The 21,998-nt window shown below is 46.0% G+C and carries 21 protein-coding genes; 8 read left to right on the top strand and 13 right to left on the bottom strand.

The features are described from left to right. Positions 1-88: 88 nt before the first annotated feature. Both Q0241_RS13985 and Q0241_RS13980 read right to left on the bottom strand, forming a co-directional pair. A complete protein-coding gene (locus Q0241_RS13985; RefSeq protein ID WP_299378543.1) occupies positions 89-901 on the bottom strand; it encodes an ABC transporter ATP-binding protein in 813 nt (270 codons plus the stop codon). Positions 902-922: 21 nt separating this feature from the next. Beyond that, positions 923-1,906: a zinc ABC transporter substrate-binding protein gene (locus Q0241_RS13980; RefSeq protein WP_299378541.1), complete on the bottom strand. Its 984-nt coding sequence runs from the start codon at positions 1,904-1,906 to the stop codon at positions 923-925. A gap of 288 nt (positions 1,907-2,194) precedes the next feature. On the opposite strand from Q0241_RS13980, the gene mntR reads away from it, so the two are divergent. From mntR to Q0241_RS13965, 3 genes are all read left to right on the top strand, one after another. After that, positions 2,195-2,659 (top strand): manganese-binding transcriptional regulator MntR, encoded by a 465-nt coding sequence (gene mntR, locus Q0241_RS13975; RefSeq protein ID WP_299378539.1) that lies wholly within the window; start codon positions 2,195-2,197, stop codon positions 2,657-2,659. A 174-nt stretch (positions 2,660-2,833) separates the two neighbouring features. Further along, positions 2,834-3,439: a superoxide dismutase gene (locus Q0241_RS13970; protein WP_299378537.1), complete on the top strand. Its 606-nt coding sequence runs from the start codon at positions 2,834-2,836 to the stop codon at positions 3,437-3,439. A gap of 245 nt (positions 3,440-3,684) precedes the next feature. Continuing rightward, positions 3,685-5,385, top strand: coding sequence for a hypothetical protein (locus Q0241_RS13965; protein WP_299378535.1), 1,701 nt, complete (start codon positions 3,685-3,687; stop codon positions 5,383-5,385). A gap of 105 nt (positions 5,386-5,490) precedes the next feature. Here Q0241_RS13965 and Q0241_RS13960 read toward each other — a convergent pair whose 3' ends face one another. Continuing rightward, positions 5,491-5,829: a hypothetical protein gene (locus tag Q0241_RS13960; protein WP_299378533.1), complete on the bottom strand. Its 339-nt coding sequence runs from the start codon at positions 5,827-5,829 to the stop codon at positions 5,491-5,493. Positions 5,830-6,100: 271 nt separating this feature from the next. Between Q0241_RS13960 and Q0241_RS13955 the strand changes: the two genes are divergently transcribed. After that, on the top strand, positions 6,101-7,303 hold the full coding sequence (locus tag Q0241_RS13955; RefSeq protein WP_299378531.1) for a phosphoglycerate kinase: 1,203 nt from the start codon (positions 6,101-6,103) through the stop codon (positions 7,301-7,303). 43 nt (positions 7,304-7,346) lie between these two features. Here the strand turns inward: Q0241_RS13955 and Q0241_RS13950 are convergent, their stop codons facing one another. The 4 genes from Q0241_RS13950 to Q0241_RS13935 form a co-directional block, all read right to left on the bottom strand. After that, on the bottom strand, positions 7,347-7,706 hold the full coding sequence (locus Q0241_RS13950; protein WP_299378529.1) for an AzlD domain-containing protein: 360 nt from the start codon (positions 7,704-7,706) through the stop codon (positions 7,347-7,349). Continuing rightward, the gene (locus tag Q0241_RS13945) at positions 7,703-8,440 is read right to left on the bottom strand and encodes an AzlC family ABC transporter permease (protein ID WP_299378528.1); all 738 of its coding nucleotides are present in this window, start codon (positions 8,438-8,440) and stop codon (positions 7,703-7,705) included. The genes Q0241_RS13950 and Q0241_RS13945 overlap by 4 nt, the downstream gene beginning before the upstream one ends. A 120-nt stretch (positions 8,441-8,560) precedes the next feature. After that, on the bottom strand, positions 8,561-10,129 hold the full coding sequence (locus Q0241_RS13940; protein ID WP_299378526.1) for a PAS domain-containing sensor histidine kinase: 1,569 nt from the start codon (positions 10,127-10,129) through the stop codon (positions 8,561-8,563). Continuing rightward, positions 10,129-11,268 (bottom strand): DUF2336 domain-containing protein, encoded by a 1,140-nt coding sequence (locus Q0241_RS13935; RefSeq protein WP_299378524.1) that lies wholly within the window; start codon positions 11,266-11,268, stop codon positions 10,129-10,131. Before Q0241_RS13935 ends, Q0241_RS13940 begins: the two co-directional genes overlap by 1 nt. A 438-nt stretch (positions 11,269-11,706) precedes the next feature. Here Q0241_RS13935 and Q0241_RS13930 point away from each other — a divergent pair, with 438 nt between their 5' ends. Both Q0241_RS13930 and Q0241_RS13925 read left to right on the top strand, forming a co-directional pair. Then, positions 11,707-11,982 carry a hypothetical protein gene (locus tag Q0241_RS13930; protein ID WP_299378522.1) on the top strand — a complete coding sequence of 92 codons (276 nt, stop codon included), beginning with the start codon at positions 11,707-11,709 and terminating at the stop codon, positions 11,980-11,982. A gap of 174 nt (positions 11,983-12,156) precedes the next feature. Then, on the top strand, positions 12,157-12,699 hold the full coding sequence (locus tag Q0241_RS13925; protein WP_299378520.1) for an NUDIX hydrolase: 543 nt from the start codon (positions 12,157-12,159) through the stop codon (positions 12,697-12,699). 151 nt (positions 12,700-12,850) lie between these two features. Here Q0241_RS13925 and Q0241_RS13920 read toward each other — a convergent pair whose 3' ends face one another. Continuing rightward, entirely contained in the window at positions 12,851-13,531 is a 681-nt protein-coding gene (locus Q0241_RS13920; protein ID WP_299378518.1) for an IS1595 family transposase, read from the bottom strand. Positions 13,532-13,667: 136 nt separating this feature from the next. Between Q0241_RS13920 and Q0241_RS13915 the strand changes: the two genes are divergently transcribed. After that, positions 13,668-15,776: a methyl-accepting chemotaxis protein gene (locus Q0241_RS13915; protein ID WP_299378516.1), complete on the top strand. Its 2,109-nt coding sequence runs from the start codon at positions 13,668-13,670 to the stop codon at positions 15,774-15,776. Positions 15,777-15,798: 22 nt separating this feature from the next. Here the strand turns inward: Q0241_RS13915 and Q0241_RS13910 are convergent, their stop codons facing one another. After that, positions 15,799-16,740 carry a LysR family transcriptional regulator gene (locus tag Q0241_RS13910; RefSeq protein WP_299378514.1) on the bottom strand — a complete coding sequence of 314 codons (942 nt, stop codon included), beginning with the start codon at positions 16,738-16,740 and terminating at the stop codon, positions 15,799-15,801. A 97-nt stretch (positions 16,741-16,837) separates the two neighbouring features. Between Q0241_RS13910 and speB the strand changes: the two genes are divergently transcribed. Next, complete coding sequence (gene speB, locus Q0241_RS13905) at positions 16,838-17,800, top strand: agmatinase (RefSeq protein ID WP_299378512.1); 963 nt, start codon at positions 16,838-16,840, stop codon at positions 17,798-17,800. Between the two features lie 35 nt (positions 17,801-17,835). Here the strand turns inward: speB and Q0241_RS13900 are convergent, their stop codons facing one another. The 4 genes from Q0241_RS13900 to Q0241_RS13885 all read right to left on the bottom strand — a co-directional run bounded on the left by Q0241_RS13900 (position 17,836) and on the right by Q0241_RS13885 (position 21,822). Further along, complete coding sequence (locus Q0241_RS13900; RefSeq protein WP_299378510.1) at positions 17,836-18,552, bottom strand: hypothetical protein; 717 nt, start codon at positions 18,550-18,552, stop codon at positions 17,836-17,838. Between the two features lie 45 nt (positions 18,553-18,597). Further along, entirely contained in the window at positions 18,598-19,539 is a 942-nt protein-coding gene (gene ftsY / locus Q0241_RS13895) for a signal recognition particle-docking protein FtsY (protein WP_299378508.1), read from the bottom strand. 49 nt (positions 19,540-19,588) lie between these two features. Next, positions 19,589-20,896, bottom strand: a complete 1,308-nt coding sequence (gene mtaB, locus Q0241_RS13890) for a tRNA (N(6)-L-threonylcarbamoyladenosine(37)-C(2))-methylthiotransferase MtaB (protein ID WP_299378545.1) — start codon at positions 20,894-20,896, stop codon at positions 19,589-19,591. A 71-nt stretch (positions 20,897-20,967) separates the two neighbouring features. After that, entirely contained in the window at positions 20,968-21,822 is an 855-nt protein-coding gene (locus Q0241_RS13885) for a hypothetical protein (RefSeq protein WP_299378506.1), read from the bottom strand. Between the last annotated feature and the right edge of the window lie 176 nt (positions 21,823-21,998).

The raw sequence follows: 21,998 nt of genomic DNA, 5'->3' as shown, positions 1-21,998 counted from the left end.
TCAAAAAGTTCCTGAAGCACGATTCTGCCTTTGGCGTTGCTGGTGGTATTTTCTGGTTTTTAATGTGTTCTGGGCCTTGAGGTTAGGATCACTGGCCTGCGAGAGACATCAACCCTGACAATTCTGAAGGTGCAAGGCGGCCACCGTAGGCGCGTTGCAAGTTTTCAGAGGTAAAGGCCTCGTGCATTGGGCCACTGGCCACTGGCCTGACATTGAGAATAAGCGCGTGATCGAAATAATCCGGGGCCGATTGAAGATCATGGTGAACACAGATTACCGTTTTCCCCTGATCTTTTAGCTTTTTCAAAACATTGATAATGGCACGTTCTGTCGCGGCATCGACACCGACAAAAGGTTCATCCATGAAATAAAGCAATGCGTCCTGTGCCAGTGCGCGGGCAAGAAAAACACGTTGTTGTTGCCCGCCAGATAGCTGTCCGATCTGCCGATCTGCGAAATCGACCATCCCGACTTTCTCTAAATAAGATAGGGCCTGTTCTTTATGGCTTTTTCGAACGGGTTTCAGCCAGCCTATCTCGCCGTAAAGTCCCATGGTGACAACATCAAGCGCAGAGGCGGGGAAATCCCAGTCCACACTGCCCCTTTGAGGGACGTATCCGATAAGCTTGCGTTGCTTGTCCACGGGCTTACCGTAAACGGTGATTTCCCCCGATAGTTTCGGGATCAAGCCAAGGGCAGCTTTGATGAAGGTTGACTTCCCGGCCCCATTGGGGCCTACGACCGCGACCAACCCTTTCTCCGGCGCAATAAACGAGAGATCCCAGACCACTGGCTTGTGGTGATAGGCAACAGAAAGTCCTTCGATTGCCAAGGGGGCTTTCTTTGCGACCTCTGAGTTGAGGGATGTACTCGGTTGCAATTTCAATAGTTTCGCGATCATCGGAAAGTTTCCTGTACAGCCTTAGTTAGCTGTGTGTTGGGTCAAGGTCAATTGTTTGCTCATGCCAGCTAGCGGTGCTTCACCCCCAAGGGCGCGGCTAATTACCGTCGCATTGTGATCAAGCATGCCGATATAGGTGCCTTCGTAGGTTCCCGCAGGCCCCATAGCATCGGAAAAAAGCGTGCCCCCGATTGTTATGTTATGACCACGAGCTTTAGCGCCTTCAATTAAAGCTTTTACATTTCGATCGGCTACAGAACTTTCAACAAAAACGGCGCTGATCTTACGTGTCACGATAAGATCAACAAGGGTTTCAATCTTTTTTAACCCTGCTTCACTTGCGGTGCTTAACCCCTGAATGCCGACAACTTCAAAGCCGTATGCTTTGCCAAAATAGTTAAAAGCATCATGAGCAGAGATAACAACTCGCTCGTTCGAAGGAACAGTTGCAAGAACAGTTTCTACATATCCATTAAGCTGTTCCAGTTTGATCAAATATTCGGCGGCATTTTTGTCGTAGAAATCGGCGTTTACTGGGTCGTGCTTTTTAATAACATCAAGTGCTTTACTGGTCACGGCCATCCACTTTCGGACATCCATCCAAACATGGGGATCGTTTTTGTTTTCGTAATCCTGACTGGTTAATAGCAGAGATTCATTGATCGTTTCTGCCAAAGGAATCACTGGCTTCTTTGTGGCCATACGCTCTAGGGCGTCTTCCATTTGGGCTTCTAGATAGAGACCATTATAGAGAACAATGTCGGCCTTGGTTAGGGCGGCAACATCGTATCTGTTCATCCGATAGGTGTGGGGGTCAACGCCTTCGCCCATCAGACTGTCCACTTCCATCTTATCCCCGACGATATGGCTGACGACATCGGCAATCTGAGCAATGGTGGTAACAACAACGGGTTTATCAGCTTTGGCTAGCTGACCAGATGCGATGAGCATCGCTGCTGCTAAGATAGTCTTTGTTACAAAGGTAAACGATTTAAATAACATCATTTGTTTCTTCTGGTCCGTTTGCTTTTGGGTCTTTGGGCGAGAGGGAATCGATTCGCGTAGAAGGGCAACGTTATGTTGCTGATAGGTTAATTTGTAGCCTAGGCTACATTTGGTGTCAATGGCATAATGATTGGCGTGTGCCTTCGTATGTTTCGTATGGGCCTAAAAAGAAATTTTTAAAGAATAAATGAAAGAGCTTGCTCTTTTACATACGGGATTCTTTAAGGTAAGTAAGGGGCGAAGCAGAGTAGATCTTAAGATGAATGGCGGAAGGTAATATTTAAGTCCATGGCATCAGTTACTGACCCGGGAAACGCTGAATCGAACTTAGAGTTAGAAGATGCAGAACAACAGGCTGCAAAGTTTGAGCGTGTCCGCGAAGCCCATAAAACAGAAGTCGCCGAAGATTACGTAGAATTGATTGATGATTTGATCAATGTGAATGGTGAGGCACGAGTCGTTGAACTGGCTGAACGTATGGGCGTCAGTCACGCGACCGTTAATAAGATAATCCAACGCCTACAGCGCGAGGGACTAGTTATTTCTAAGCCTTATCGATCGATTTTCTTGACGGAGGAGGGGCGTGAAATGGCTTTGGCTGCACGCCGTCGGCATGAAATTGTCGTTCGTTTTTTGAAGGCCGCGGGCGTCAGTGATGCAACGGCAGAGATTGACGCCGAGGGTGTGGAACACCATGTGAGTGAGGAGACACTTAAATGTCTTTCTGCTTTAACACTTAAGATCGAGAAATAAATAGCCTTTCGCTTGAATGTCCCGTTTATCTGTTCCCGATTTTCTTTTCTTTTTGATTATTCGGAACTGAAAATCATATAGATGCGGTTTTCGCTTTTGAAACAGGGGGTAAACGGGCTAAAGTGCGGCAGAAATTCGAACACTGAAACGAAACTAAAGAATTGGGGAAATCTCATGGCTCTTGAATTACCAGCCCTTCCATATGCTTACGACGCACTGGGACCATACATGTCTGCAGAAACTCTTGAGTTTCACCATGACAAACACCATAACGCCTATGTTGTAAATGGTAACAAACTTCTCGAAGGTTCAGACCTAGAAGGTAAGTCCCTTGAAGAGATCGTTAAAGGCTCTTTTGGCGATGCGTCTAAAGCGGGCATTTTTAACAATGCTGCACAGCACTGGAACCATATTGAGTTCTGGAACATGATGAAGCCAAATGGCGGTGGCGCTATTCCTGGTGAACTTGAAAAGAAAATCATCGAAGACTTCGGTAGTGTTGATCAGTTCAAAGCTGATTTCGTAAACGCTGGTGTGACACAGTTCGGTTCCGGTTGGTGCTGGCTTGTGCTCGACGACAGCGGCAAGCTTGCTGTGACCAAAACAGCAAATGGCGAAAATCCATTGGTAACTGGTGGTCACGCGCTTCTTGGTTGTGATGTGTGGGAACACTCTTACTACATCGATTACCGCAATGCGCGCCCAGATTACGTAAAAGCGTTTGTTGATAGTCTTGTAAACTGGGAATACGTTGCTGAACGCTTTTCAAAAGCGGGCTAATTCCGGTAACAGATAATGAAAAACGGTCCGTTTGTCGGGCCGTTTTTTATATGTAATCAGGTGACTTCTCTTGGGGAGCATTATCTGATCAGATAGAATTTGAACAGGAATTTCATTGGAAAGATCAAGGTGGTTTTCTTTCCCGGATCTTCCTGTTATTTTGCCAATACTTTTTAAAGTGCGTTTGAACCAATTTAGTTGCCAGACAGAAGAAGATTCTGTGTGAGATGAGGAAAGTAAGTCGTATGAGAGCATTAGGGCGTATTGCCGGAACGATGGTGGCTATTGTGGCTGGTTTCAGCTCTCTGGCAGGAACAGTTCATGCTCAGGATTTGGCCGGAGAGCCAGCTCCTAATCAACTTATTGCGTTTGATGGATTAGAGTATGCGGGGGCCGCGAAAGTTTTTGAACTTTCTGCTGACCAGCTTTATTCTTTTGTTCCTTCTCTCGGTGATCTTTCTGGTCGGGTTTCTTCTGTGAAGCTTGGTTCCCAAGTTGGGGCGTTGTTTTTCGAAGGGCCGTTGTTTCAAACCACTGATAAATCCTGTTCCCCGCTTTTAGGGAGTAAAGAAGAACCTCATCTGTTGTGGCAGGGGGCATCTGCTGACTTGGTTCCGCTAAAGCGTGTAAATGATGCACCGGTTTCAATGGCGGCTCCGAAAGATGATACCTATTCATCCATGATTATTTATCGCCGAGACATGGGGCCTCCACCGGGAATTCTTATGTTGCAGCGTTTGAATACCTATAGCCGTGGCTGTGCAAATGTTCTTGAACAGTTGAACTACAGACGCGCCTTTATTCCTGCATGGGACAAAGGGCGTACGGGATATTGCCAAAACCTGGTTGGTCCAACGACCTATGCCGGAGAACGTGGAACCTTTCGATTTAACGATAGTGACCAGCTGATCTTTATGCATCCCGACGGGATGGATGGGGCTTATCAGTCCGTTCGCCACCGCGTGCGGGCAACATTATATGATTTCCCGGATTGTCAGGGAAATCACGTTACGTTTCCTTTCAAAGCAGAGAGTATTCGCAAGTTTAATCTTGCTGATTATGGCTATAAAGGGCGTGCTCGTTCTGTAAAAGTTGAATATGTATCCGGTCCGGCTGCCTCCATATCAGGGTTAGCCGTTGCAAGTTCTGCCCCTAAGACCGTTGTTGCAAAAGCGCCTGCTCAGCAAAATGTTGCTTCTCCATCTGTGTCTGTGCAATCAGCAACGCCAACAGCCGAAGTTCCCGCTGTGAAGCAGGGGACAGAAGTACAGCAGTCTGCAGTCGTACAAAATGCTGCTCCTAAAGCGGCGACTTCAGCCGTAGAGCCGCAAACATTTGTGGCGCCTGAGCCCCAGACGTTCTCTGCCCCTGCACCTCAGACGTTTACGGCACCCGAACCGGGGACAACATTTCAAGCTCCAGCATATAGCCCTGCGGATTCTGATCTTGTCGCTGCTGGCATTACCCCGGCAGGTGATGATGCCTTGATCCCTCAGCCAACTCAGGTGACAGAGGGTGAGCTTCAGCGGCAGGCGATTACATCTCAATCTGAAAACCCGTTGTTTACGTCGTCTTATCAGTTGTTTGAAGCGAAACCCGCCGAAAATGTTGAAAGTCAACCTTTGGGCTCGGAAACGTCAGCTGATCAAGGAAGTTTGCCGACTGAAACCGCACAACGATTTGTTAGTCCAACGGCAGTTGGGGGGACCACCTATGAGTTCCCTGTTTTTGATGCCTATCGTCTGAACTACTGTCTAACTCCTGGAACGAACTGTGGCGAGCCTGCTGCCGTTGAATGGTGTAAGAAAAAAGGTCATGGAACAGCTGTTGCTTGGGTCAGGGATGATAACATTGGCTCTCTTTTTCCGACCATCAACATGGGGTCCAAAGAAATTTGTTCAAGCTATCGCTGTGATGGTTTCAAAGAGCTAACGTGCGGTAACTAAAGGCTAGTTTTAAATCTCTTATAAATGTCGAAAGTCAGTATCTCATTTTATAAGGGATTTTTTTGGGAGGGATTGGCTAATTTCTGGTTTGCTGTGTTCTCAATGTTAAACCTTGGGCATCGTGCTATATATTTCAGCAAGTAATGCAGTGTGTTTATCAATAGCTTCCGGGCCTTGTTCTGGCCCGTCATAAAGGCCGAGCTCTTTTAATAGAATGAAAAAGCCATTGCGTGGAATAGCTGGCTCCCCTCGACTGACTGCCACAGGGACGAGTGAAAGAGCGCCGTTTTGATGGTCTTGCCGGAGTATGTCTTCCAGTACATTTGTTAATTTATGAATAATTTGCGGACCAGGAATTTCAGCTTCGATAGCAAGCATGCGATAGCTAATGGTTTGATGTTTGCGAGCTGTGTTCTCTAGAACAGTCCTGATCTTTTGTTCCACGTTTGCCATCCTTCTCGCAATAGTCCCTTTGGGTCATTTTTTTGGTTTCAGTATTGATATATCCGGTATTGATGTATCCAACTATCTTGCTTTCCCAGATTGCTGGAATTCCAACGCCTATGACCATTCATGCCGTTTATATCCTGATTTCTCGAACAGGGCTATAGTATCCACTTCTTGCTTGAATTTGATGGGGTGACTCTGTACGACTTCCTTTAAATAAAAAACGATTTGGGCGCCAGAAGTCTTATAAGAACAACAGGAAGTAATCATGACTCAATTTCAAACTATTGACGATCTTCAGTTGAGCGGAAAGCGTGCGCTTGTCAGGGTGGATTTTAATGTTCCGATCAGGGACGGAAAAATTACTGATAACAGTCGTATCGTGCGGGTTTTGCCAACAATTCGGGATTTGAAGGCTCAAGGCGCAAAAATAATCCTAATGGCTCATTTCGGACGCCCAAAAGGTAACGTCGTTCCTGAAATGAGTTTGGCGCCCGTTGCTCAGGGCCTTTCCGATGCCTTAGGCGGTGAAAAAATTGCCTTCGCAAATGATTGTATTGGTACCGAAATTAGTGCGCAGGTCGACGCGTTAAAAAATGGTGACATCATTATGCTTGAAAACCTTAGGTTTCACGCTGGTGAAGAGGCAAATGATTCTTCCTTCGCGCAAGAGCTTGCAAAGCTTGGGGATGTTTACATCAACGATGCTTTTTCTGCTGCACACCGCGCACATGCTTCTACTGAAGGGTTGGCACGCTTACTTCCTGCAGCGGCAGGACGTTTGATGCAAACGGAACTGGAGCATCTGACACAGGCGCTAGGGCAACCAAAACGCCCTGTTGCTGCGCTGGTCGGTGGGGCGAAGGTATCTACCAAACTGGAGTTGCTTAGTAATCTGGTGGGACGAGTTGATGTGCTGGTTATTGGCGGTGGTATGGCCAATACCTTTTTGAATGCGCAAGGAGTCGAAATTGGCCGTTCTCTTTGTGAACATGAAATGGCGGATACAGCACGGGCTATTCTCAAGGAAGCTGAGGCACAAGGTTGTAAGGTAATGTTACCATCTGATGTTGTCGTCGCAGAGACTTTGGCGGAAAATGTACCAACATCTACTGTTGGGGCTTCTGCTGTTCCTGAGAATCAAATGATCTTGGATGCAGGGCAACAAACCGCGCATGAAATCATTGCTGAATTGGAAAATTGTAAGACACTGGTTTGGAACGGTCCGCTTGGCTGTTTTGAAACAGAGCCATTTGATGCTGCCACTAATTCAGTGGCTCAAGCCGCAGCCGCTCTAACGGTATCTGGTGATCTCCTAACTGTTGCGGGCGGAGGGGATACGGTTGCCGCTTTGGTTCATGCTGGGGTTGATAAGGATTTTTCTTATATTTCAACGGCGGGCGGAGCATTCCTTGAGTGGCTGGAAGGAAAGACACTTCCTGGGGTAAAGGCATTGGAAGACGCAGCTTAATAAGTTGTGAGTAGGTTAAACTGTACCTTTAGCTGGGGCCTTTTTATAGCGGCCCCAGTCTTGCCATTAGAACCAGTGCTACGGCTCCCGCAGTTACTCCGGCGAGTAGGTTTTTTCGAGTCAGAAAAAAGACAGCTAGAGAAATGATTGTGGCACCGGCACGTTGTTCTAATCCCAATTCAGCCAATGGGCCGATGGGTAAAAGGATCATCCGAGCAATTAGCCCTGCGAGTAATGCGTAGGCAACGCATGTAACCCAGCGGAAAATGGCGCTGTCTTTATCCATTTTGCCTGATACGGCAACGCCCAGTCCTCGCCAAAAATAAGTAACGGCTGCAGCGACACCCAATGCAGCCATGGGGGCCATAAAATCCGAACTTAGAAAGCTGTCTAATCCATTCATGATGATTGAGCTTTTTTGAATCTGTGCTCGCTGATTAGGAAGGCAATTGTGCCAGCAACCAACCCAGTTATGAGCAAGCTCCAATTGGGTGTGAATAAAAAGGTTAGTGGACCTAAAATTGCGCCAAGAATTAAGGCTGTTGGTCGGCCGGGTTGTGTGAAATCAGCAAGAAAGACCAGCATAAAGTAAACGGGGTTTAGGAACACCAAACCCATTGTAACTTCGGCGGGAAGCACACCAGGAAGGTGATATCCAACGAAGGTTGCGAGCATGCAAATGGACCACAAGGGGATGACAAAACCTGTGAAGTAGGGAAGGCGTTGTTCTTCGGGTAATTTGGGACACAGTTTCATTGCAGCAGCCCACCCTGTGACCGCGATAAAATTGCTCATGAAGTAGTAAACAATTTTTGGCGTTGTTTTGTTGCGTATAAAGGGCATCAAGACAATTGTCATGGGCATTAATCGGCAATTAATCAGACCAACTGCGGCGGCAATAGCAAACAGCGAGGCATTGATCGCATAAAGTTCCATTGTCGCAATTTGCCCCGGAATAGCCCAGTTTACAGCCGTTGAGATCAAGGCATGCCAAACTTCCAGACCAGTTTCACTGACTAGGGCGCCAAACCCCATATAGGTACTGCCTAAAATGAGAGCTGGTATGGAGAGAGCATCTTTTGCTCCCTGAATATAGGCGGCTCTGGTGGAGCCAAAATTAACAGGTGTATGTTGCATACCCGGCTTTAGACTCCGGACTAAAAGAAGAGAGCAAAAGCCTAGCACAGGGGAATGAAGGGACGCATCTGTTTTGTGCAGTGCGAAACCAACTGGGTTAGATTCGTGTTGATAAGTGCTTTAAGAAGGCAGGATTCTGGATCCGGGAAGTACACATTTTACAGAAGTTCCTTTGCCGGGATCACTGGTCATTTCAAGTTCACCGCCGTGAAGCCTGATGAGGCCTTGTGCTAATGGAAGGCCAAGGCCTGTACCGTCAAACTGTCGACTTAAAGTACTGTCGATTTGGGCAAATGGCTCAAAAGCTTTTGGTATATCCTCTTCGGACATACCGATTCCGGTATCCATAACGACAAATTCGAAATCACCGACGTCATTCACCCCGCCTGCAAGTTCCACTGTCCCGCCTGAAGGTGTGAATTTGACAGAATTCGCGAGTAGATTGATCAGTACCTGTTTCAGCTTTCGTTGGTCTGCATAAATAAGCGGAAGCTTTGACGGTAGGGACAGTTTCAGTTTCAAACCCGCATTTTCAGCGCGCTCTATCATCAGGCGCTGGACTGAAACTGCTAATTTGAGAGGATCTGTCGCATCTTCTAGGAGTTCGAGCTTCCCGGCTTCTATCTTTGCAACGTCCAGAATGTCGTTGATCACGCTTAACAGGTGGCGGGCAGAGGTGTGAATATCGTGGGAATATTCATGATACTGTTTGTTACCAAGAGGTCCCAAAAGCTGAGATGACATCATCTCGGAGAAGCCGATGATAGCGTTTAGTGGTGTGCGAAGCTCGTGACTCATATTAGCTAGAAATTCAGACTTAGCCCGATTGGCGACTTCAGCTGTTTCCTTAGCTGTTCTCAGCGCCCCTTGCTGGTGTTGCTGTTCTGTAACATCTCGGGCGCTTCCCCGATAACCGGCATAGGTACGATTGTCATTGTTATAAAAGGCTAGGCCACTGACTAGGAACAGCCGCTCTTCGCCGGACCGGCTCAGGATTGACAGTTGTTCGTCCCTGAATGGTTTGTGGGTATCTGCTGCGGATGTATTCGGGAAGACATGATCTGGTTCTTCGACGATCAGGTCTTTGATGCTCCGTCCCAGAAGTTCACTTGGATGGTATCCCAATGCTTTTTGTACCTGTGGGGACACGTAGGTAAAATTCAGATTTTTATCTGTTTCCCACGTCCAGTCTGAAACCAGCCTGCTCATATCATTCAGACGGCCCTGTACAGACGTTAAAACCTCTTTTAGACGGGCGTTTTCGTCATAAGGGCTAAGAACAACAGCTGTTGCGCCAGAATGATTTTTGATGCCATTTATATAGTGATAGGAAGCTAAATAGTGTTGGACTTTCTTGTTGATGACAATGGTATATTCATCGGGGTTGCTTCCGCCAGCTGATTTGATTGCTTCTATTTCTGCTGGACTATAAGGAGGGGCAATAGCATTTTCTATTAACCCGGCATCTTCCATTTCTACGGCGATTGTTTCATAGGCGGTATTGGCAAATATAACCTGACCTTCATTACTTATGACGCACGTTGGAGGGCCGTTATGAACAATGTCATTTTTAAGGGCAGAAATAATTTCCAGCGAGCTGCTCAAATTATGAGGAAGGCCGGCGCTTTTATTCTTCGTATCGCGATCCTTGGGGAGCTTCACGATACGCCCTTTTGTTTCTTTTACCATCACGACGCTTTTGCCCCGCTAGCTGCTTTTTCTTCGGGCGAGGCTGCATCGATTCCGCTTATGGCGTCTTGATATTTGGGATCCATACGCCAGGAATCTGTAATTAACTGAGCGTCATCTTTGTTGACTTTATCATAGATTAACATTGCTCGGGAAAGGTCGCGGGGATCTGTCGTTTGTCCACGAGGATTACCTTTGCGGCTAAGTAAAAAGATCGTCGCGAACGTTTGTTTGGGAATCCCCATTGCGAGGCATAGAATAGCAATACCTTCGCCCTTCGTTTCATAAAGTGCTTTTCTTAGACCGCCCGGGCGAAAGCCGCTCATTTCACAGAACATACTTTCGAACAATTCAATTTCCCCCTGACGAAGAGATTGAACCAGACTTTCTACGGTAAGCAGGTTATTTTGTTTTAGCTTTTGCGCGAGCTTTGTCGAAGGGGCATGCGGCGTTGGCTTTATTCTATCTTGGTCAACAAGTTTATGAACGCCAGATTGTATCTTGTTATCTATGTCCTGAATATCAACTGGGAAATTCTTGAGAATATGTGATCTTAGGGCTGCTGATACCCACCAATACATGCGTTCTGCAAGGTGTATAGGTAAATCTTCTCTGTTGATTAGGGGCTCTTGGAAATCATCAATGCGCCGGGATTGATCGGCCAGATACTCTAACGTTAGTTCTGAAATAGATGCGTTTTTGTTTTCAAGGAGTGTTTTGATAACGTCTTTTTTGCCCGTATTGATCAAGGCATCAGAAACTTCGCTGCTTAATTCATTCCGGAGTGCGATAGAGAGTTGATGTTGATGAGTCCGAGATTTGATAATGTCGACCAGATCTTGATCTTTTAAGATATCGCTATTCATTAAGATCGGGCGAGCAACTTCGATGTCGTCGTTCGCAAGCATTAGAATCAGCTCATGAGGAACGGTCTTGGTTGCGGCAAGTTCCTCGCTTAGGGCCTGGCGGACCAACTGTTCTACATCGCTGATCAGTTTGCCCAAGATGTCCGTCATCAAGGCTCTCTCTAATTCAGAAAGAGCGACTTCTTCTTCTGAAAAAAGATGGCCGATTGTCCGCGCAAGCGCTTCTCGGCCTTTGACCGAGCGGTCTAGAGCCATTGAGAGCAACTTTTGCAAGTTATTATCCTGGTTTTCCGGCAAGGGAACCCCCGCTTCCTTTTACCCCGGTGCGCTACTTGCGCGTTCACAGCCATTATTGACTGCATTAGTCCTTATTGTTGTCAGAGAATCCACACCCATGTAGATTGCTCATAAACAAACAATTACGTCAAAATTTATGAAAATAGTCTTAATTTTTTGGTTAAACTATTCGGCGATATGCATGGGTGTGCATAGTTGATACTAAATATAGTAGTTTATGTGCATAGTTAATAGCAAGTTCTATGCTGTTAATAAAAATTTCACGAAAAGAATCGGTACTGATAAGTTGTAATAAAGAGTTGTGTAATTATTTGATTTTAACTTAATTGCTGTGGGTGCTCATTGTTATTCACCTAAAAAGAGTGCTTTTGTGCAGTTAATATATTATTTACGGGAAGTTGCCATAATTCAGATATGAAAATTTCTAATAAAACGGATGCTGGGTTTTTATCAGGTGTAGCGCTGGATGGAACCGCAAAGCAGCAATCCGCAAGACAAGAATCCTCTGAGATCTCCAAAGAAACAGCTCCTGCTCGGCGAGGGCTTCAAAAGGTTCTTCAGCCCTTTACGGGTGACCTTAGGAGCTTTGGCGTTGCCGAGCGGCTGAAAGAGTTATTTGATGCAGCAAAACTAGCGGCTGAATCCGGTAAAATACTTCCCCGAGGATCGTTTTTGAATATTAGAGTATAGCTATTTTTATGTGCTGTATTAAAAATGAAAATTTTGATCTCTTATTTTGTTAAGAATTACGTATTGTCGAAGCCGTCCTATTTTACTTTTCATATGCCTAAGATAATCCTCCATTTTTAAGTGTCCTTGCCCTTTGTTCTTGCTCTGGGCTCGTGGCAGGGACATGCTGAGCTGATGGGTAATGATGATCATCTTCATATTCCTGCGGATGCAGCTTTTTCACGTAGAATTCCTGAGCTAGATGACAGGGAACGACTGGTTTGTGATGCCTGTGAATATGTCATTTATGAAAATCCAAAAATCGTTGTCGGGGTTGTCGCTACCTGGCAGCAAAAAGTATTGTTGGTTAAAAGAGAAATAGAGCCTCGACGCGGATATTGGGCGCTGCCAGCTGGTTATATGGAGTTGAATGAGACTGCAGACGAGGGAGCAGCCAGAGAGGCTTGGGAAGAAGCCCGTGCAAAACTAAAAATTGATCAGCTTCTCGCTATATACTCTATTCCTCAAATCAGTCAGGTGCAGATTATTTACCGGGCCAAGTTGTCCAAACCGGAAGTATCTGCCGGGCCTGAAAGTCAAGCGGTCGCTCTTTTTGACCGAGATGATATTCCTTGGCGCGATTTGGCATTTCCAACTGTAGAGTGGGCCCTTAATCAGCACTATTCCGTTCAGGAAAAAAGCTCGTTTCCTCCATTTTCTAATCCCCTTGAAGCCTGAGCTTTGCACGCCTTATTGCCAAATATATTCGCGGTATAGGTATTAGCTATGATTAGTATAGAGTTATTTTATACTTAGGGATTTTTTAATTGTATTTATGTTGAATAAATATTTTCAATAAAAATTTTAAAATATAAGTATTGGGTCATGACTAGTTGAGAGGGTTTTTTCTGCATATTTTCAGTATGTGTCTGCCAATATTTTTGTTTCTCATATTATATCGGAACTCTGTTTCTTTCAAATGGAGGAGAAACGTTTGTGGGTGCATTCCTCTAAACTTTGCCAAGCGTACCTTTGCATAACCCCAGAATCCTTCGATCCCATTGATATGTACAGGTCCTCGGGCGAATTCATCCCTAGAATGCTCAACGCGGAAGTGACCATAACCGATGTCGACCAATCCATTGTAGCCACGCCATCCATCGGAATTCACCACGCTATCAATGTTCACTTTACCACGTATGATCCCCTGTAGCGTTGCCTTTGAGCAGTTTGGTACAATCTCGGTGTATACTTGGCCTTGCCGTTCATAGATACCGAAAACAGTCGTTTTTCCGAAAGCACCACGACCCCGCTTCCCTTTAACACGTCTCGCACCAAACCAACTTTCATCCACTTCAACGACGCCAAAAAATGAACATTGTGCCTCGCTTTGCTCTACAATTCTATGCCGGATCAGACGCAAATACCGATTTATAGTATTACGATTAATGTTGCTGAGTTGGGCAATTTGAGTGGCCGTTAAATCGGCTGAAAAATATTTTACAAGCTCCCGAAATTTGGCTTCAGAAAGTTGTGAACTTTTCACATAACAATTTTTCCGTGATTTCATAGCCTTGAACCATATCATAAGTCCTCAGCTAGTCATGACCCTAAGTATTTATTAGTTAGTTGTTAAATAATCCGAACTTACATTTGTGTTTCAGGTCGCGCGATCCCGGGTCGCTAATGCTATGGAGTTCGAGTAAATGCTGTCTAAAGCCCTCACTATTCGTAACAGTCTTTATGCTGTTGCTTTAATTCTAACAGGACTTGTTATCTACCAAGCCGCGACCTCTGTTTTGGATGATTGGCAAGATTATAAGGATACGCAGACAACGCTGGAATATAACAGGGTTGAGGGGCAATTAATTCAAGCCGCAAAGTATTGGGCAGAAGAGCGTTCGTTAACGTCTGTTGCAATTGCATCGAGTCAAGAGATAACGGAGACGGGGCAAAAGAATATTATCAATGCTCGGGAACAAGGGGATGAGAATTTCCTGAAAGCTTTCTCGTGGTTGGAAGCTAATGCAAAGTTTCTTGATAAAGCAGCTGTTTTGGAAGCAGTACAGGCAACTCATACGTTATTAGTCGAGATGCGTCCTGATATAGACACATATATCTCAGTCCCGAAGTTTCAGCGAGATCGCAAGGTAGGGTCTGCGGCAGAGCCCGCCATTACAAGCATGATCATGGCGTCGAAAATACTGAGGGAAAGGTCCTCGTTTCAGCCCAAAAAATCAGGTCCGAATTTTACGATGGTACAGCGCTTAAAAGAAAGTGCCTGGGTCATGAGTGAGTATGCGAGTCGAGAAAAAGCGGGTTTGGCCTATGTGATCTCTAAGAAGGTCAAATTGCGGGGAACACGTTTAAAGAACTTCTATACCGATCGCGGACGGTTGGAGAACGCGTGGCAGAACTTTCTTGTTTATACAAACAAGCCAGAGGCTGCAGAAAAAATTACCGGTGTGATGACCGAACTGGAAGCTGGTTTCTTTGCAAAGGATCAGTTCGAAGGCCTGCGTGAGACTGTTTTCAAAAAGGGTATTCGTGGCACTGACTATCCGGTTGATGAGGCAACGTGGTCTAAAACAGCCGAAAGTGCGATCAGTCCTCTCTGGGATTTGGTGGATGTAACAACAATTACTTCAGGAGAATTAGCAAATACTGCCGCAACGGAAAGCTGGAATCGTATGGTTACGGCGTTGATTATCTTGGTTGTTGGTGTCGTTGCTGGCCTGGTTTCATTTTGGATTGTTGCCATGCGAGTGATCTTCCCTGTGAAGTCGATTACATCGTCTATGCAAGAGTTGGTTGATGGTAATCTGGACGTTGAGATCCGGGGGGCAAGCGGTCATGATGAGATTGCTGATATGGCTAAGGCCGTTCTGGTGTTTAGAGACAATGCAATTGCCGTTAAAAAACTGGAAGAAGAACGCAAGGAAGTTGAGAAGCGAAACGAACAAGAAAAACGACAGGCTATGGTCGAACTTGCTGATCGCTTTGAGAGCGAAGTGAAGGGGATCGTTCAAACTGTTTCGTCTGCGGCAACGGAGATGAGAAGTACCTCAGAAGGGATGCAAGAAACAGCTGGTAACACATCTCAACAGGCTGTGGCCGTAACCTCTGCTTCAGAACATGCCACGGGTAATGTGCAGACTGTGGCTGCTGCGGCTGAAGAACTTTCAAGTTCGATTAATGAAATCAGCCGACAGGTCAGTCAGTCGACAAGTATTGCAGGTGATGCTGTCGCCAGAGCTGAAGATGCTAACACACAGGTTTCAGGGTTGTTAGAGGCTTCAACCAAAATTGGGGAAGTGATCAAGTTAATTTCAGATATCGCGGAACAAACGAATTTGCTTGCTTTAAATGCCACGATTGAAGCTGCCCGTGCAGGTGATGCTGGAAAAGGCTTTGCTGTGGTTGCAAGTGAAGTGAAGAGTCTCGCGACACAGACAGCCAAAGCAACCGATGAAATTGCGCAACAGGTAACGGGTATTCAAGGGGCTACAGATACAGCGGCTGATGCCATCGGTAAAATTACAGGCACTATTGAGCAAATAAATGAAATTACGTCTTCGGTGGCTGCGGCGGTAGAAGAGCAAGGGGTGGCGACGCTTGAGATATCGCGTAATGTTCAAGAGGCCGCGACAGCTACGGGTGAAGTGTCTTCTACTATTTCAGATGTCACAAGCGGTGTAGAAGAAACGGGTCGATCAGCACAGGATGTTTTAAGTGCAGCATCAGAGCTTTCACGACAGTCTGAAATGCTTAATACACAGGTTGATGATTTTATTCATCAAATCCGTGAGGCCTAAGGTTTTTTTATCCCTTAGGTATTCAGTTAAAAGGGACCTTGGTTATAGCAGGGTCCTTTTTCTTTTCTGTGGCCAAACAAGTAGCCAAGCACTGTTTGAAAGCTTTAAGGACGGGTGATGCATGTGTACCTGCCCTAACAATTAATTCAAATGTTGATTCATAGCCAAGTCCTTGGGGATTGAGCGCTTTCATGTCACCCCTTTCTACCCATTTCTGAGCGAGATGGTCAGGAAGATGAGCAATGAAATGACCAGAAAGAACAAGATAAACAAGTCCCTCCATTTGATAAGAAAGGGCACCTGATCCTGCTGTTTTGATGTTTGATGGGTGAGGTCGTCCAGCCGTATATCCACGTTGAGCCACCTTGTATTTAACCAAATCCTGAAGGCTGAGTTTGTCCGTGTTACTGTTGAAAAGAGGATGTTTTGAACTGCAGTACAGTATCTGATTTTCCGTAAAGAGTGGTTGGTAAAGAAGGCCGGGAAGTTGCTTGGGAAAGGCGCCGATTGCAATATCCAGACGTTGGTCGAGGACTTCTCTTTCTAATAAATTAGGAGAAAGAATACTGATCGCAGTTTCTATTTTGCCCTCCATGTTAAAAAGCTGGTGCAAACTTTGGGAAATCGAAGGGTTTGGGTGGGTCACCAGATTATCTGCGATGCCTAACAAAAGCTTGCCACTAAGCTCTTGTCGCAGGTCGTGAATTTCGTTGTTAAAACCATCTATCTGACTAAAAAGTGTTTTAGCTGCGCTATAAACACGTTCCCCTTCCTTTGTGAGTGAAAAGCCCGACCGGCCCCGTTGACATAGGCGCATACCAAGTCGGGTTTCCAAATCTGACATTTGAATGCTAATTGTCGAGATGCTGAAATTCAACTCGGCCTGGGCCTGTGAAAAACCACCACAGTCGGCAACCGTCAGGAATACGCGAAGTTGGCGAAGGTCCAAATTGTCAATTTTCATAGTTTGATAATTCTCAAAGTAATATTTGTTATTTAATGATTTTATTAAGTTACTCGCAGGGTGACACTAAAGGCGAGATTTATTTTGTGAGGCAAGAATGAGTAAATTAACGGAATTACCACCAGATGGAATGGACATGCCACGATTCAGTGGCATTGCGACATTTATGAGACTGCCTCATGTTTCTGATATTACTGGTTATGATATTGGCATCATTGGTGTCCCATGGGACGCAGGGGTTACTAACCGACCTGGTACACGGCATGGACCTCGTCAGCTTAGGGATATGTCTAGCCTGATCCGTCGCTATAACGGAGCAACCTGGGTCGCACCCTTTGATGATTGTCGAATTGCTGATTTTGGGGATGTAAAAGTTAATCCTGTCGATCTTGATATGACAATGCAACGTGTCACCGATTATATGGCGAGTGTTCGTAAAGCAGGTGTCATGCCGATGGTTGCTGGCGGGGATCATATGATTTCGTTGCCAATTCTCCGCGGGCTTGTCGCAGATAGCGGTCCTGTGGGGATGGTGCATTTTGATGCCCATATGGATGTGAATGATAGCTATTTTGGCGGAAGTAAACTTACCCATGGAACGCCGTTCCGCCGCGCAATAGAAGAGGGATTGCTTGACCCCAAGCGTGTTGTGCAGGTTGGCATTCGCGGATCACGTTATGATCGTTCTGATGAAGAATATGCGCAAGAAGTTGGCATAAGGGTTATTACTATCGAAGAGTATTTTGACCTTGGAATTCAAAAGGTCATTAAAGAAATTCATCGTGTGGTCGGCAACGAAAGAGCCTATGTGACCTTTGATATTGATGCTTTGGACCCCTGTTATGCACCAGGAACGGGAACCCCGGAAATTGGTGGTTACACCCCTTTTGATGCTCAGGTGATGATCAGATCTCTCGGAGATTTGAACTTGATTGGCGCGGACTTGGTTGAAGTTTCTCCGCCCTTTGATCAATCGGGGGGAACGGCAATCGTTGGCGTCAATCTTATGTTCGAGCTGATTTGTGTGCTGTCTCAAGCACGGTGCCGACAAAGGGGATAATCTCAAATGTGAAACGGTTGTTTGGCGCAGGCAGTCTAAGGTTTCTTGGTTGCAAAGGCCAAACGGAATTGTTGCATCAGCAGTCTTGTTAGCTGCCACCCCTGTAGAGCTTGTTGGTTAGTTTGCTTGTTACAATAGGTCTTTTCTTGATTGGTTGCTTCGGTATATGAAGTTTTAATACGAGATGTATCCGGGTTTTCCGGGTACCGCATTTTCATGGCATTGGTTAGTGCTTCATAGCCAACCCGTAACTGTTCTTCGTATTCGGGCAAAAGGTGCTTACAAACCGCATTTGTACCAGCGGCTGCGGCGATAATAGTTATCCGTTGTTCGTCGAACGCATGGTCGCTGACGTTTTGTTCAAAGACCTTACCCGTTAGCTTGAAATTCAGGTCCCGTGCTTTTTGGAGTGAGCTTTGGATGAAATCCAATGATTCCTGATCACATTTGAAGCGCTCATCTTTTGAGGTCTGGTGTGCTGTCCCACGAATCATTGTCAGAACGGGAGAGCCGGTAAAGATTTTGCTGAGAGAGAAGTCGAGTAGATATTGATGCCAATAATACTCTCGGGTTTCTACCGGGGAAAGAAGCAGACATCTTTCCTCTAATGCTAGCCCCGTCGCTATTTTTCCGTATTCAGTGATGACTTCGTTTGAATCAAGCTGCTTATTTTGTTCTGCATAACTGGCAGATAATAAAGACGTGATAACAGAAAAAGCAGCACAGATAAGAACGAGATATTTTTTGAACACGGAAGAGCTTTTCTTTTATATTTTCAAAGAGAGGGGTGAGGCGATTTAGATCTTGTCCAACCCCATAAGAGAACGTGAAAAATCCTTGGCTGTAAAGGGGCGTAAATCATCGGCGGTTTCACCGACCCCGATAGCATGAACTGGCAAGCCGAACTTTTCTGCTAAAGCGACAAGTATTCCCCCGCGTGCAGAGCCGTCCAATTTAGTTACAACCAAGCCAGTGATATCGACGAGCTCTTTAAAGGTGCCAACCTGTGAAACGGCGTTTTGGCCTGTTGTTGCATCCAGTACCAAGACCACGTCGTGGGGGGCATTCTCATCAAGCTTTTTAATAACACGAATGACTTTCTGGAGCTCTGACATTAAATCAGATTTGTTGTGGAGGCGACCGGCAGTATCAATAAGAACAACATCAGCATTTTCAGCCTTTGCACGTTCAATCGCCTCATAGGCAAGACCTGCTGCATCTGCGCCGGTTTCTTTGGCGACAACCGGGCATCCTGTCCGGTCCCCCCATATCTGTAGCTGTTCTATGGCTGCAGCCCTGAAGGTATCACCTGCGGCAAGCATAACATTGAGACCCTGAGCTTTGTATTGAGTTGCCAGTTTGCCGATTGTTGTGGTCTTACCGCTACCATTAACGCCGACCATCAAGATAATATGAGGGGACTTGGACCTGTCAACGTTAAGTGGGATTGCAACAGGTTCTAGAATTGTTGCAATGTCTTCTGCGAGTGTTTCTGAAATTTCAAGCGGTTCGACATCTTTGTTAAACCGGGTTTTCGCTAGATTTTCTGTTAATTTCGTTGCGGTTGCGACGCCTAAATCAGAAGTGATCAAAAGCTCTTCCAGCTCTTCAATACTCTCGTCGTCCAACTTCTTCTTGGTGAAGATTCCGCCAATACCGTCACCCAGCTTAGAGGACGAACGGCTAAGTCCAGCTTTCAGGCGGGAAAACCAGCCACCTTTTTTCTTATCTTCGCTCATTTGGAGGATCACTCTTTTTGTGGTGTTTATAATAGATTATTGAGGCATCTTATTGGCTGGATATCTGGAATCTGGCTGTGTCGGCTGCTTTTGTTCCTAAGGGGTAGGCATGCAGCTTTCCATCACGAACATCCGCAATGTACACAGGAACGACTTGTCCGGAAAGATCTCCTTCCAGCGCATCAACTTGTACAGGTGCATAGTGTTCTGTTCGGCCGAACCCGTTCTTTTCAATTAGGACCTGTGCTGTCGTACCCACTCTACCCTGCATAAAAAGATTCTCCGCTTTTTGTCCGGCACCCCTTAAGCGTGCAGCCCGTTCTTTACGAAGATTACCCGGAACTTGAGGCATTTTTGCTGCAGGTGTTCCCGGGCGCTCGGAATAGGGGAATACATGTAAATAGGTCAGGCCCAGCTCTTCAACCAGGCGATAGGTGTTTTCGAACATTTCATCGGTTTCAGTTGGAAAACCAGCAATGATATCTGCACCGAAAACAACATCTGGACGTAGTGCTCGGGCTTTGACTACCATGTCGATGACGTCTTGTCTTAAGTGCCGCCGTTTCATCCGCTTGAGAACCATGTCATCACCGGCCTGCAAAGAAATATGCAAGTGGGGCATGATTCGTGGCTCTTCACCGAACAGTCTGTAGGTATCTTCGTCAATCTCTACAGGATCAAGAGAAGAAAGCCTAAGGCGTTTGAGTTCTGGTACTTGAGCCAATAATCTGCGGGTCATCTGGCCAAGGGTTGGTTTTCCCGGTAGGTCCAGTCCATAATCGGTGATATCAACCCCGGTCAAAACGACTTCTTGCACGCCATTGTTAACCAAGGTTCTGACTTGTTCGGTAATTGCTCCGATCGGGACAGAGCGATTATTGCCGCGACCAAAAGGAATGATACAGAAGGTACAGCGGTGATTACAGCCTTGCTGGATCTGGACAAAAGCGCGTGTATGTTCTTCAAAGCCATGAACAAGATGAGCCGCCGTTTCTGTGGCTTCCATAATGTCATTTACGGAAACCTTGGCGTTTGGATCCAGGTCAAAACTTTCGCGCTTTAATTTTTCTTCGTTGCCCATAACATGATCAACCTCTGCCATATTGGCGTAGAGGTCGGGATTAATCTGGGCGGCACATCCCGTAACAATGATCTTTGCGTCCGGGTTGGTGCGGCGTGCTTTACGAATACTTTGTCGGGCTTGACGCTCTGCTTCTGTCGTGACCGCGCACGTATTGAAAATTATAGTGTCTGACAAGCCTGCTTCGCGGGCATGCTGACGCATTACCTCGGACTCATAGGTGTTAAGTCGGCAACCAAAAGTAACAATCTTTGGATCTGTCAGATTCTTTGTCATGCCCGCTTTATGAACGATCACGCAAGCCTTGTCCAGCAACGGCTATGCAAGCCAGCTATGCTGGAGGATGGTCAGTTTGTGCTATTGGAAGCTTGCTTCTGTTCAATGGAAATACGGTGTTGAATATATTGCCAAATTTTGGGTGTTTCTTTTTCTCTGAAGCAACGGCTCCAAGGATAGCCATGAAAGTCAGAAATGCCACAGTCTTCCGGGGTTTGAACGAGTAGGGTGATGTTCTTCATGTTTTCCATAAAATCAAGATCTTCTGGCGGTGCGATTGTGTCGCCTTCGAAGGCATAAACCAACCCGGGTTTTTCCGTTGCCTGTTCGATGGTTGCTTTCCATATTTGATAATAAGGCGCCAAGTCGTCTGATTCTTTACTTTCGCCCGTATAGGCAAAGCCGTATCCCGGGGCTGAAACGATGAATCCGTTAAAAGAATCCGGTATATCTGCTGCAGCAATCAGGGTGGTTGACGCGCCCCCTGAATGACCTAACAAAAATGTTCTATCGGGTGTAACCCCATGGCGTTTAAACCTTTCCAAAAGAAGTTCTAGTTCGACACTTCTTTTGAAATAACGGGACTCACCCGGGGCTTTTCCGCTTACTTGTTGAGAGCATAGATAGAAAATTACAGTGTTGTCGTGTTGACGCACGATTGCACGTGCGTAAGACGGAATTGATTCAGGATAACACTTTTGCCCGTGCCCACCGTTACTGGTGCCGTGATTATAGATAAACAGAATGGCCTTATCCGGATTTGGAATATTTCGTTCCATTTCCTTTGCAAAATCGATATTCCGAAGCGGGGTAAAGTTGTGTCCAACCGCAAAGGCCCCGTAGGGATCTTCGATCTTATCGGTTTTTGTGGTTTGGCATGCCGAAATGAAAGTTGTTAAAATAATAAAGAGGAAAATTCGAAGCATTGAATCTACTTTGTGTATATTAGCGGGTGCTTTCTAGTAATTCGGGGGAAATTTCCCCTTCGAATGCTTTTGAAACGGGGCCGGTCATAAGGACGGTACCGTCTTCTTGCCAATAGATATATAGGGGGCCGCCATCAAGGTCGACTTGTACTTTTTTCCCTGTTAATCCGCGTCTG

The sequence above is a fragment of the uncultured Kiloniella sp. genome, assembly GCF_937128705.1.
Lineage (GTDB): Bacteria > Pseudomonadota > Alphaproteobacteria > Kiloniellales > Kiloniellaceae > Kiloniella.
This window is presented reverse-complemented; position numbering and strand designations above follow the sequence as displayed.

Excerpts from the sequence above, each read along its gene's own strand:
- Q0241_RS13985 (WP_299378543.1), bottom strand. The coding sequence starts at position 901 with ATGATCGCGAAACTATTGAAATTGCAACCGAGTACATCCCTCAACTCA.
- Q0241_RS13980 (WP_299378541.1), bottom strand. The coding sequence starts at position 1,906 with ATGATGTTATTTAAATCGTTTACCTTTGTAACAAAGACTATCTTAGCA.
- mntR (WP_299378539.1), top strand. The coding sequence starts at position 2,195 with ATGGCATCAGTTACTGACCCGGGAAACGCTGAATCGAACTTAGAGTTA.
- Q0241_RS13970 (WP_299378537.1), top strand. The coding sequence starts at position 2,834 with ATGGCTCTTGAATTACCAGCCCTTCCATATGCTTACGACGCACTGGGA.
- Q0241_RS13965 (WP_299378535.1), top strand. The coding sequence starts at position 3,685 with ATGAGAGCATTAGGGCGTATTGCCGGAACGATGGTGGCTATTGTGGCT.
- Q0241_RS13955 (WP_299378531.1), top strand. The coding sequence starts at position 6,101 with ATGACTCAATTTCAAACTATTGACGATCTTCAGTTGAGCGGAAAGCGT.
- Q0241_RS13950 (WP_299378529.1), bottom strand. The coding sequence starts at position 7,706 with ATGAATGGATTAGACAGCTTTCTAAGTTCGGATTTTATGGCCCCCATG.
- Q0241_RS13945 (WP_299378528.1), bottom strand. The coding sequence starts at position 8,440 with ATGCAACATACACCTGTTAATTTTGGCTCCACCAGAGCCGCCTATATT.
- Q0241_RS13940 (WP_299378526.1), bottom strand. The coding sequence starts at position 10,129 with ATGGTAAAAGAAACAAAAGGGCGTATCGTGAAGCTCCCCAAGGATCGC.
- Q0241_RS13930 (WP_299378522.1), top strand. The coding sequence starts at position 11,707 with ATGAAAATTTCTAATAAAACGGATGCTGGGTTTTTATCAGGTGTAGCG.
- Q0241_RS13925 (WP_299378520.1), top strand. The coding sequence starts at position 12,157 with ATGGGTAATGATGATCATCTTCATATTCCTGCGGATGCAGCTTTTTCA.
- Q0241_RS13920 (WP_299378518.1), bottom strand. The coding sequence starts at position 13,531 with ATGAAATCACGGAAAAATTGTTATGTGAAAAGTTCACAACTTTCTGAA.
- Q0241_RS13915 (WP_299378516.1), top strand. The coding sequence starts at position 13,668 with ATGCTGTCTAAAGCCCTCACTATTCGTAACAGTCTTTATGCTGTTGCT.
- Q0241_RS13910 (WP_299378514.1), bottom strand. The coding sequence starts at position 16,740 with ATGAAAATTGACAATTTGGACCTTCGCCAACTTCGCGTATTCCTGACG.
- speB (WP_299378512.1), top strand. The coding sequence starts at position 16,838 with ATGAGTAAATTAACGGAATTACCACCAGATGGAATGGACATGCCACGA.
- ftsY (WP_299378508.1), bottom strand. The coding sequence starts at position 19,539 with ATGAGCGAAGATAAGAAAAAAGGTGGCTGGTTTTCCCGCCTGAAAGCT.
- mtaB (WP_299378545.1), bottom strand. The coding sequence starts at position 20,896 with ATGACAAAGAATCTGACAGATCCAAAGATTGTTACTTTTGGTTGCCGA.
- Q0241_RS13885 (WP_299378506.1), bottom strand. The coding sequence starts at position 21,822 with ATGCTTCGAATTTTCCTCTTTATTATTTTAACAACTTTCATTTCGGCA.